The sequence below is a fragment of the Enterobacteriaceae endosymbiont of Donacia simplex genome, assembly GCF_012568645.1.
In the GTDB taxonomy this organism is placed as follows: Bacteria; Pseudomonadota; Gammaproteobacteria; order Enterobacterales; family Enterobacteriaceae.
The window spans coordinates 207573-220010 of the sequence record NZ_CP046192.1 but is presented as its reverse complement, the minus strand read 5'-3'; the positions used below and the strand labels follow the sequence as shown (position 1 = coordinate 220010).

At 20.0% G+C, this 12438-nt stretch carries 6 protein-coding genes; all 6 read right to left on the bottom strand.

Features of this window, described 5'->3' with window-relative positions; genetic code table 11:
* Positions 1–2664, bottom strand: coding sequence for a pyruvate dehydrogenase (acetyl-transferring), homodimeric type (gene aceE, locus GJU00_RS01015; RefSeq protein ID WP_168893463.1), 2664 nt, complete (start codon positions 2662–2664; stop codon positions 1–3).
* A gap of 122 nt (positions 2665–2786) precedes the next feature.
* Positions 2787–4706 (bottom strand): DNA topoisomerase IV subunit B, encoded by a 1920-nt coding sequence (parE, locus tag GJU00_RS01010; protein ID WP_168893462.1) that lies wholly within the window; start codon positions 4704–4706, stop codon positions 2787–2789.
* A gap of 356 nt (positions 4707–5062) precedes the next feature.
* Entirely contained in the window at positions 5063–6205 is a 1143-nt protein-coding gene (gene cydB, locus GJU00_RS01005) for a cytochrome d ubiquinol oxidase subunit II (RefSeq protein ID WP_168893461.1), read from the bottom strand.
* Positions 6206–6214: 9 nt separating this feature from the next.
* Positions 6215–7783, bottom strand: coding sequence for a cytochrome ubiquinol oxidase subunit I (locus tag GJU00_RS01000; protein ID WP_168893460.1), 1569 nt, complete (start codon positions 7781–7783; stop codon positions 6215–6217).
* 124 nt (positions 7784–7907) lie between these two features.
* Positions 7908–9083 (bottom strand): dihydrolipoyllysine-residue succinyltransferase, encoded by a 1176-nt coding sequence (sucB, locus tag GJU00_RS00995; protein WP_168893459.1) that lies wholly within the window; start codon positions 9081–9083, stop codon positions 7908–7910.
* Between the two features lie 23 nt (positions 9084–9106).
* Positions 9107–11812 carry a 2-oxoglutarate dehydrogenase E1 component gene (locus GJU00_RS00990; protein ID WP_168893458.1) on the bottom strand — a complete coding sequence of 902 codons (2706 nt, stop codon included), beginning with the start codon at positions 11810–11812 and terminating at the stop codon, positions 9107–9109.
* Between the last annotated feature and the right edge of the window lie 626 nt (positions 11813–12438).

Sequence of the window (12438 nt, the reverse complement as noted above, 5' to 3'; positions counted from 1 at the left end):
CTATGAAATTCTAGGATTGTTTTTATTTACATTAATTTTATATTTTTTAATAAAGTGTAAAATTTTTTTTAAACTAATTAAATTTAAATCTAAAAATATATTTAATACAGTAAGTACTACATATAATTCATTAATTTCAAAGAAATTACGTAAATTTTTTCGACTATCAGATCTGCCATAGCCATCAGTTCCTAATACAAAATAGTGATTTGTTGGTATATATTTACGAATTTGCTCAGCAAAAAGTTTCATATAATCTGTAGCTGCTACAGTTGGATAATTTTTCATTATACTGGTAATGTAAGGAATACGACGTTTTTCAGAAGGATGTAATAAATTCCAATGATCACAGTCTTGTCCTTCTCTAGCAATTTCAGTAAAAGAAGTTACACTAAAAATATCTGAATTAATATCATATTCATCATATAATATATTAGCAGCTTTAATCATATTTCTTAAAATTGATCCCGAACCTAATAATTGTATAGTTATTTTTTTTTTATTATTTTTAACTGAAAGAATTTTATATATTCCCTTACAAATACCATATTTATGTTTTATATTCATTACTGGCATATTATAATATTCATTCATAGTAGTTATATAATAATATATATTTTCTTGTTTTTCATACATTCTTTTCAAACCATCATGTATAATAACGGCTAATTCATATGCATATGTAGGATCATATGAGATACAATTAGGAATTGTTAAAGAATAAATATGACTATGTCCATCTTCATGTTGTAATCCCTCACCATTTAAAGTAGTACGTCCAGAAGTAGCTCCAATTAAAAATCCTCTTGCTTGCTGATCTCCAGCAGCCCAACAAAAATCTCCAATTCTTTGAAAACCAAAAATAGAATAATAAATATAAAATGGAATCATGGGAAGATTATTTGTTGAATAAGAAGTAGCAGCAGCTAACCATGATGCAAAAGCTCCAGATTCATTAATACCCTCTTGTAGAATTTGTCCTTTAATATCTTCTTTATAATATGTTAATAATGATTTATCTTGAGGAGTATATTTTAAGCCATTTGAATTATATATCCCTATTTGTCTAAATAAACCTTCCATACCAAAAGTACGAGCTTCATCAGCTATAATTGGTACTATTCTAGTATTAATATTTTTATTTCTAAGTAAAATATTTAATATACGTACAAAAGCAATTGTTGTTGATATTTTATATTGTTCTTTAAATAAAGAATTAAAATCTTTTAATTTAGGTAATATTAATTTTTCTGTAAAATTTATTCTGCGAAATGGAATATATCCTCCTAATTTTTTACGTTGTTTATGTAAATATTGATATTCTAAAGAATTTTTTTTAAAAGAAATATAAGGTAATTTATATAAATCTTCATCATTTATAGGAATATTTAAATTATTACGTATATATTTAATTGTATTTATATCAATTTTTTTAATTTGATGTGCAATATTTTTACTTTCAGCTATTTTACCTAAACCAAAACCTTTTATTGTATGAAATAATATTACTATAGGTTTATTTTTAATTTTATAAGCTCTTTTAAAAGCTGTATAAATTTTTTTAGGGTCATGACCTCCATAATTTAATAATTCTATTTCTCTATCAGTTAAATTTTCAACAAGTTTTAATGTTTCTGGGAATTTCCCAAAAAAATTTTTTCTAATATAAGCTCCATTTTTAGAATTAAAATTTTGAAAATCCCCATCTAAAGTATCATTAATTAATTTAATTAATTTACCAGTTTTATCTTTATATAATAAATTTTCCCAAGTATCACCCCAAATAACTTTAATAACTTCCCATCCAGATCCTTTAAAAAGATTAGCTAACTCATTAATAATTTTACCATTACCATATACAGGACCATCTAATCTTTGTAAATTACAATTTATTACAAAAATTAAATTATTAAGTTTTTCTCTTGAAGCTATATTTAAAACTCCTTTAGATTCTGGTTCATCCATTTCGCCATCACCTAAAAATGCAAAAATTTTATTATTTGTTTTTTTTTTTAATTCTCTATTTTCTAAATATTTAATAAATTTAGCTTGATATATTGCAGATATTGCTCCTAATCCCATAGATACAGTAGGAAATTGCCAAAAATTAGGCATAAGCTTAGGATGTGGATATGATGATAAGCCTTTACCAAATACTTCTTGTCGAAAATTGTTTAAATAATCAATACTTATACGTCCTTCTAAAAATGATCTGGCATATATTCCAGGTGATATATGTCCTTGAAAATAAATAATATCTCCGTTATTTGTATTATTAGATGCTTTAAAAAAATGATTAAAACAAACTTCATAAATATATGAAGATGATTGATAAGAAGAAATATGACCACCTAAATCTAGGTTTTTTTTTGAAGCTCTCAAAACAATCATTATGGCATTCCATCTAATAAAAGATCTTATTTTTTCTTCTAAAATTAAATTTCCAGGATATATATCATCTTGTTCTCTAGAAATAGAATTAACATAATTGTTATCATTTATATCAAAAATAATTCCTTTATTATAAAGATGTACTATAGTTTTTTTTAATAAAAATTTAGCTCTTTCAATTCCTTCTTCTTTTATTACAGAATCTATTGATTGTATCCAATCACTTGTTTCAATTGGATCCACGTCATTATAAAATATATAATTACCTGACATGGTTATTATTCCTTATTTTAATAGAAATTAAATAACATATACTTGAATTTTATTTATTTATTTTATTTTTATAATTAATTTTTTAAAAAAACATTATTTATAGTTTTATAAATATTATATTTCTAAATATTTATTATTGTTGTAATATCACCTTTTTTTTGTAACCATTTACGACGATCTTCTGCTCTTTTTTTTGCTAATAACATATCCATAATAGAAAATGTTTTTTTTATTTCTTTTTCAGTATTATTTATTATTAATTGTATTAATCGGCGACTAATTGGATTAAAAGTTGTTTCTCTTAATTGAGTTGGATTCATTTCACCTAATCCTTTAAATCTTTGTACATTTGTTTGTTGATTATTATTTTTATTATAATTTTGTTTTAAAATTTTAATTTTTTCATTTTCATCTAAAGCATAAAAAGTTTTTTTTCCTATATCTATACGATATAAAGGAGGCATTGCAACATAAATATGTCCTTTTTTTACTAATGGTAAAAAATGTTTTGTAAATAAAGCACATAATAAAGTAGCAATATGTAATCCATCTGAATCAGCATCAGCAAGAATACAAATTTTATTGTATCTTAATTTTTTTAAATCTTCATTATTAGGATAAATTCCTATTGCTAAAGAAATATCATATATTTCTTGTGAAGATAAAATTTCTTCAGAATTTATTTCCCACGTATTTAAAATTTTTCCTTTTAATGGCATAACAGCTTGAAAATTTTTATTTCTTGCTTGTTTTGCTGATCCACCCGCAGAATCACCTTCTACTAAAAAAAGTTCTGTTTTTTTTTTATCATGAATAATACAATCAGATAATTTACTAGGTAAAATTGAATTTGTATTATAATTTTTTTTTTTTATAAATTTTTTGGATTCTCTAATACGTTTTTGGGCATTTGTAATAAAAATATCAACTAAAACTGTACCTATTTTAAAATTTTGATTTAACCATAAAATAAAAGCATCTCTTACTATGTTTGCAACAAATACAGTACATTGTCTAGAAGATAAACGTTCTTTTGTTTGTCCTGTAAATTGAGGATCTTGAATTTTAATAGATAAAACATAAGAACATTGATTCCAAATATCTTCTCCTAATAATTTTATATTTCTAGGTAATAAATTATGAAAATTACAAAAATGACGTATTGCATCTAATAATCCTAAACGTAATCCATTTACATGTGTACCTCCATAAGTAGTAGGAATTAAATTAACATAACTTTCAGTAATAATATTATGATTATTACCTGTAATCCAAAATAATGCCCAGTTTAAATGTTTAATATCATTAAAATATTTACCTATAAATGGTGTACTAGGTACAGTAATAATATTTTCTAATGAATTAATTAAATATTCGGATAATCCATTTTTATAATTCCAATAATACTTGTCTTTAGTATTCTTATTCGTAAAATATACTGTTAATTTTGAACATAAAACTGCTTTTGCTTTTAATAAATTAATTAAACTAGAAACTAAAAAAGTATGATGTTCGAAAAATTTTTCATTTGGCCAAAATCTAATTTTTGTTCCATTTTTTTGACTACTTATATTTTTATAAGAATTTAAATTTTGTATTTTATATCCATTTTCAAAAATTATTGTATAAATTTTTTCTTTATGGAAAATACTAACTTCTAATCTTTTTGATAAAGCATTGACGACAGAAATACCTACACCATGTAATCCTCCAGAAAAATTATAATTTTTATTAGAAAATTTTCCACCAGCATGTAATCGACATAAAATAAGTTCAATAGCAGGAATACCTTCTTGGGAATGTATATCAGTAGGCATTCCTCTACCATCATCAATAACTTCTAATGATTGATCTTTATATAAAGTAACAAAAATATTTTTAGCATAACCTGCTAATGCTTCATCTACACTATTATCTATTACTTCTTGAGCTAAATGATTAGGTCTAGTAAGATCAGTATACATTCCAGGTCTGCGTCTTACAGGATCTAAACCTTCTAAAACTTCTATAGAATCAGCATTATATTGATTTAAATGGTTCATTTTATTAAGTATATAATAATTTTATATTTAAAATATAAAAAAAATCCATTTTAAGTCAATTAATTTTAATAGATATTTATTATATAAATAAATAATTTGATATTATTGATCATATTATTTTTAAAATATAAAGTAAAAACTCAATATTATTAATTATAACACATTTTTATATAAAAAAATATAACCTATTTTTTTCGGTATTTTAAAATAAATAATTTTAAAATATTTATTTCTTATATTTTTTTATAGTCTTTTTTTAGTGATATTAAAATAGTAAGACTACATGAAAATAATATCATTAACAACCATATTAAGTACCACATTAATTTATATCCATTTTTAAATTTAAAATAATTTTAATAATAAAAATCAGATTTTTTTTTAATTTCTTCTTTATTAATATAAAAAAACATTTTTTTATAACACCAAAAAGTATACGTTAAAATAATAGGCATAAATATCATTACTACATATAACATTATATTTAAGGTTAATTGACTTGATGTAGAATTCCAAATAGTTAAACTTTGATAATATTTTATATTTGAAGGAATAATAAAAGGAAACATTATAATACCTATGGTTGATATAATGCTAATAATAGTAAAAATAGAAAAAATAAATGTTATTATTTTCTTTTTATATATAGATGTTAAAATTATTAAAAATGGTAAAATTATACTCAATAAAGGCAATAAATATAAGTATTTAAAATTTTGAAAATTATTCATCCATGCTTTTTTTTCATATATAATATTATGAGTTTTATAAATTATATTTGTTTTTTGACATACAAGAGTTTTAAATTTATAACCTTTTATAAAAAATAAAACATTAGTAAATGATAAAATAAAAAAAATTATTAATAATATAGAAGATACTTTTAAAAGTAAATTTAATCTACGATTGATAATAAGATCTTTTATTCTAATTTGTAAATAAGTAGCAGCATGATTTATAACTAAAATTACAGTAGTAATACTAATCATTATACTAGATAAATTAAATAATTTTAAAAAATGTTCTTTAGAATAAATAATATAATACTTATTAAGATAAAAGGGTATACCTTTTAATATATTACCTAATGCTATTCCTATTATTGCCGGAGGTATTATACTACCTATTGATATACATATATCACATGTTTTTTGCCATATTTCATTTTTAATTTTAGATCTATATTCAAAACCTATAGGACGTAAAAATAATGATACTAATAATAATATCATAGCTATATAAAAATGAGAAAATAGAGTGGCATAAACAATAGGCCATGCTGCAAATAATGCCGCTCCAGTTGTAATTAACCATACTTGATTTCCATCCCAATGAGGAGCAATTGTATTTATTAAAATTCTACGTTCAATATTATTTTTACCTATTATAAATAATAAAATACCAACTCCCATATCTAATCCATCAGTAATCATAAATCCTGTAATTAATATACCAATTATTATTGACCAAATTAAACATAAAAATTTATAATTTAACATTAAAATAACCTAATTAATTTTTTTTTTTTTAATATTTTTTTCAAAAAAATATTTACCAGTTTTTAAAATACTTGGACCTATACTAGAAATTTTATACATTAAATATAATTCTATTATTAATAAAATTGTATAAAAAATAAAAATTATGATTAATGAAAATAGTACTTCTATAAATTGTAAAGAAGATCCCGCCATATATGTAGGTAATATATCTTTTATAGCCCATGGTTGTCTACCATATTCAGCAATAAACCATCCTGTTTCAGATGCAATCCATGGTAAAGGGATTGTATATAAACATATTTTTAATAAATATTTTTTTTTTTCAATATTATTTTTTATAATACTATAATAGAAAACTAATATTAATATGATAAATAAAATTAAACTGGATAAAACCATAATTCTAAAAGAAAAAAATAAAGGACTAATTATCGGAATTGACATTTTAGCAACTTTTTTTATCTGTGTATTATTTATATTATGAATATCTTTATAGTATTGTTGAAATAAAAATCCATATCCTAAATATTTTTTATTTTGATTAAATATTTTTATATTATTTTGTTTAAAATTTCTATTTTTTATTTTTTTAAGAGCAATTAATGCTTTTAATCCATTTGTAATTTTTAATTCGTTATTTTTAATTAAATCTTTTATACCTAAAATTGGTATATGTAAAGATCTTGTAGCAATTATACCTAGTAAATATGGAATTTTTATAGAATATTTATTTAATTCTTTTTTTTGATTAGGTAAACATATTATATTAAATGCTGCTGGTGGTTTTTGTGTTTCCCATTCTGCTTCAATAGCAGCTAATTTAATTTTTTGTGTATTTCGTAATTGATAACCTGATTCATCTCCTAATATTATTACAGAAAGAATAGAAAATAAACCAAAACAAGAAGATATAACTATAGATTTTTTAGAAAATTCTATATCTCTTTTATTTAATAGATAATATGCACTAATTCCAATAATAAATATTGAACCTGTTGTATATCCAGCTGTTATAGTATGAACAAATTTTACTTGTGCTATAGGGTTAAAAATTAATTTCCAAAAATTATTCATCTCCATTCGCATATTTTGATAATTAAAGGAAGAAGCAATAGGATTTTGCATCCATCCATTAGCAATTAAAATCCAAATAGCAGAAAGATTAGATCCTATAGCAACTAACCATGTTACAAGTAAATGTTGTTTTTTATTTAAACGATCCCATCCTAAAAAGAATAAACCAACAAAAGTTGATTCTAAAAAAAATGCAACTAAACCTTCTATAGCTAATGGAGCACCGAAAATATCTCCTACATAATGAGAATAATATGACCAATTTGTTCCAAATTGGAATTCCATGGTTATACCTGTTACTATTCCTAAGGCAAAATTGATTCCAAATAATTTACCCCAAAATTGGGTCATATCTCTATATATTCTATTTTTAGATATAATATATATTGTTTCCATTATAGCTAATAAAAAAGAAAGTCCTAATGTTAGTGGTACAAATATAAAATGATACATTGCTGTTAATGCAAATTGTAATCTTGATAAATCAATAACATTTAACATTATAAATCCTTATATATTTAAAAATATTTATAATATTTTTTAAAAAAATTTATAAATATTTTAATTATTTTGTTAAAATCAAATTTTTTAATAAAAAATTTAATAATAAATAACTAAATAAAATTTATAAAAATAATTTTATAGGGTCTTCTAATAATGTTTTTACTAATATAAGGAAACCTATGGCATCTTTTCCATCTATTAATCGATGATCATATGATAATGCTAAATACATCATAGGCATAATACATATTTTATTATTAATAACAACAGGTCTATCTTTAATAACATGCATACCTAATATAGCACTTTGTGGTGGATTAATAATAGGTGTTGACATTAAAGAACCAAAAACGCCTCCATTAGTAATGGTAAATGTACCACTGACTAAATCTTCAATAGATAATTGATTTTTATTACTTTTTATAATTAATTTTTTAATTTTTTTTTCAATATCTATTAATGATAATTTATTTGTATTATAAATAATTGGTGTAATTAAACCCCTTTCTGTTGCAATTGCAATATTTATATTATAATAATTATTATAAATAATATTTTCTCCATCAATGAATGCATTAATTTTTTTAAAAGATTTTAATGCTTGTGTGATAGCTTTAATATGAAAAGAAGTAAATCCTAATTTAATATTATAATTTTCATAAATGAAGTTTTTGTATTTATTTTTTATATTAATAATTTTTTTCATATTAACTTCATTAAAAGTTGTTAACATAACTGTATTATTTTTAGAATCCATTAATTTTTTAGAAATATATTTTCTTATCGGACTCATTTTTTTTTTTTCAAAATTATTATTTTTAAAAAATTGTTCTTTATTTTTTTTTATATTATTTAAATTTTCAGAATTTAAATTAATTTTATTATCAAAATTATTTAATTCTTTAACTGAAAAATTTTTTTTTTTCATGTTCCTTCTTATAGAAGGACTAAAATTATTTAATTTTTTTAAGATTTTTTTTTGATTTTTAATAGAATTAAAAAATTCTGAATATTTTATAACATTTTTATTATTATCTTCTGTATTTTTTAAAAATTTTACTTTTTTTAAAATACCAATAATCTGTTGTGATTTTACTGTTTCTCCTTGTTTAACTAAAATCTTTTCTAAAATACCATTAATAGTTGATGGTATTTCCAATACTACTTTATCTGTTTCTAATTCTAGAAGAATATCATCAATTTTTATTTTTTCTCCTGGTTTTTTAAACCATTTAATTATAATTGCATTATTTATTGATTCAGGTAATTCAGGAACAATAATATTAATATTATCCATTTTTTATCCTTATAAATTAATTTTTATTTTGTATCAATATTAAAAATAGAATTTATTATTTTATGTTGTTGTTTTTTATAAATATTAAAATGTCCTGTTGCAGTGGAAGCAGATTTATTTCTTCCAATATAGTTAATATTACAATTTAATTGATTTTTAAAACAGTTTTTAATATATATCCATGCTCCTTGGTTTTTTGGTTCTTCTTGACACCAAAAAAAATTTTTTATTGTTATATATTTTTTAATTATTTTTTGTAAATTTTTTTTTGGAAATGGATATAATTGTTCTATTCTAATAATAATTATATTATTATTTTTTATAGTATTTCTATGTTCTAATAAATCATAATATATTTTTCCAGAACAGAAAATAATATATTGAATATCTTTAATATTAATTTGTATATCTATTTCATCTATAATTAATTTAAAATAATTATTTACAAAATTTTTTAATGAAGAACAAGCTAATGGATGTCTCAGAAGAGATTTTGGAGAAATTATAATAAGTGGTTTTTTTATAGAATTAAATGCATGTTCACATAATAAATAATAGATTTGAGATGCATTAGAAGGAATACAAATTTTCATATTTTCTTCAGCACATAATTGTAAAAATCTTTCTATTCTTGATGATGAATGTTCTGGACCTTGTCCTTCATGTCCATGTGGAAGAATAATTATTAATCCACTCTTATAATTCCATTTTTTTTCTCCAGAACTAATAAATTGATCTATAATAATTTGAGCTCCATTAATAAAATCTCCAAATTGTGCTTCCCATATTGTTAGGACATAATTAATATTATCTAAAGAATAACCATATTCAAAACCTAAAACTGCTTCTTCAGATAAAATAGAATTATAAATATAAAAATTACCTTGTTGTAATTCAATATTTTTTAAAGGTATATATGAAATTCCACTTTGTTGATCATATATAACTGCATGTCTATGAGAAAAAGTACCTCTTTTAATATCTTCTCCGGATAAACGACAAGATATTCCTTGAGTTAAAATATTTGCATATGCTAAATTTTCTGCTGCCCCCCAATCTAATTTTTTTTCTTCTTTACTCATACTAATTCTATCTAAATAAATTTTTTTTACTCTAGGATGAATATTAAATTTTTTAGGTAAATGACTAATTTTAAAAAGTAATTTTTTTAATTTATTAATTTTTATTTTTTTATATATTTTTTTTTTATATTGTTTTTTAATAGGAAGATGAGATGTTTTTATAAAATATTTATTTTTATTAAATAAATTTTGATATTTTTGATATAAATCTATTTTTTTCTGATTATTTATAATATTTTCTGATAATAATTGATTAAAATATAAATCTTGTATTTTTTTATGATTTTTAATATAATTATACATTAATGGTTGTGTAATAAATGGATCATCTATTTCATTATGACCATGTCTTCTATATGAAACTAAATCAATAAAAACATCTTTATGAAAGATATTTCTATAATTTAATGCTAATCTTGTTATAAAGATAACATTTTCTAGATCATCAGCATTAACATGGAAAATAGGACATTGAATCATTTTTGCTATATCAGTACAGTAATAGCTAGATCTCATATCAGTAATTTTTGATGTAGTAAAACCAATTTGGTTGTTAATAATAATATGAATAGTACCATTAACTCCATATCCTCTAGTTTGAGATAAATTTAAAATTTCTTGTACTATTCCTTGACCACTAAAAGATGCATCTCCATGTATACTTATAGGTAAAATATAAATATTTTTTTTTTTTAAAATATCATTTTGAGATCTAGCGATACCCATCGTAACACTATTAATAACTTCTAAATGAGAAGGATTAAATGCTAGTTGTAATTCTATTTTTTGTTGATTTATTTCAATAAGAGAAGAATACCCTAAATGATATTTTACATCATCTATATTATTTTCTTTTGAAGAAATGTTTGAAAATTCATTATTTATATCTTTAATTTTTTTACCCATTATATTTACTAAAAAATTTAATCTACCTCTATGTGCCATACCAAAAATTATTTTTTTTGTTTTATTTTTTAATATACTTAAATAACGTATTATTTCTTTTATTAAAGGAATTAAAACATCACAACCTTCTAAAGAAAATCTTTTAGCGCCTGGAAAGTTTTTTCCTATATTTTTTTCAAAAATTTCTGCTGCAATTAATTCTTCTAAAAATATTCTTTTTTCTTTTGAATTTAAATTATTTTGTTTATATTCTATATTTTTTTGTATCCAATATTTTTCATTATTTAATAAGTGATGATATTCTATACCTATAGAACCACAATATTTTTTTTTAAAAAAATTATAAATACTAATTATTTTTTTATTTTTAAAAAAATTATTTAATGTAATTTCTTTTTGTAAATCTTTTTCATTAAAATGATAATTTTCTAATTGTAAAATGTTATTTAATTTTATTTTATTTAAAATTAACGGATTTATATTTGCATAGTAATGTCCTAATTCTCTAAAATTATTTATTAATTGATTAATTTTTTCTATTAAAAATTTTTTTTCATAAAAAAAATTTTTCTTTAATTTATTATTTTGAGTTAAATTTTTATTTTTTTTTTGAAAATTTATAAAAATATTATACCAATTTTTATTTACAGAATTAGGATTTATTAAAAAATTTTGATATAATTTCTCAATATACACAATATTTTCATATGAAATATTTTTTTTAAAGTAATAATTATTCATTATAATCTCTTATTAAAATAAAATAATACTTATTTTATTTTAAAATAATATAAAAAAACAATATATTAATATATGAAAATATAATTTATAAAAATATTTTTGTAAAATTTTTAAAATAATTAATTTATTAAATTGATTAATATTAAATTTAAAAAATAAATTATATTTTTTAAATTTTATTAGAAAAATTTTCAAAATAATATAAAAATATTATTTAATTTACTATTGAAAATAAATGGTAAATAAAAAAATTTTAAATTTAACATGTTATCTACATATAATAAAATTATTAGTAATAATAAACTATAAATATATAAATTAATAATATATTTTATATTTTAAAAAATTTTTATTAATAAAATATTTTGATCAAATATATTTTATAAAATAAATTATAATTTTAATATATTAAATATATTATGAAATTTAATAAAAATATCATGTTTATTAATAATTATTTATATTAATTATTATATTAATATAAAATATTAAATTTTATGAAAATAAAATATTTTATTGTTTATAAATATATTATATTTTATATATAATTTTTTTAAAAAAATTATATAGGTGAATTATAATATAATTAATTCACCTAGTGAAATGAAATTTAAAAAAAATATTAA

What these genes read in the sequence shown, in the direction of transcription:
- sucB (WP_168893459.1), bottom strand. Translation starts at nt 9,083, where the DNA reads ATGGATAATATTAATATTATTGTTCCTGAATTACCTGAATCAATAAAT.
- GJU00_RS00990 (WP_168893458.1), bottom strand. Translation starts at nt 11,812, where the DNA reads ATGAATAATTATTACTTTAAAAAAAATATTTCATATGAAAATATTGTG.
- parE (WP_168893462.1), bottom strand. Translation starts at nt 4,706, where the DNA reads ATGAACCATTTAAATCAATATAATGCTGATTCTATAGAAGTTTTAGAA.
- aceE (WP_168893463.1), bottom strand. Translation starts at nt 2,664, where the DNA reads ATGTCAGGTAATTATATATTTTATAATGACGTGGATCCAATTGAAACA.
- GJU00_RS01000 (WP_168893460.1), bottom strand. Translation starts at nt 7,783, where the DNA reads ATGTTAAATGTTATTGATTTATCAAGATTACAATTTGCATTAACAGCA.
- cydB (WP_168893461.1), bottom strand. Translation starts at nt 6,205, where the DNA reads ATGTTAAATTATAAATTTTTATGTTTAATTTGGTCAATAATAATTGGT.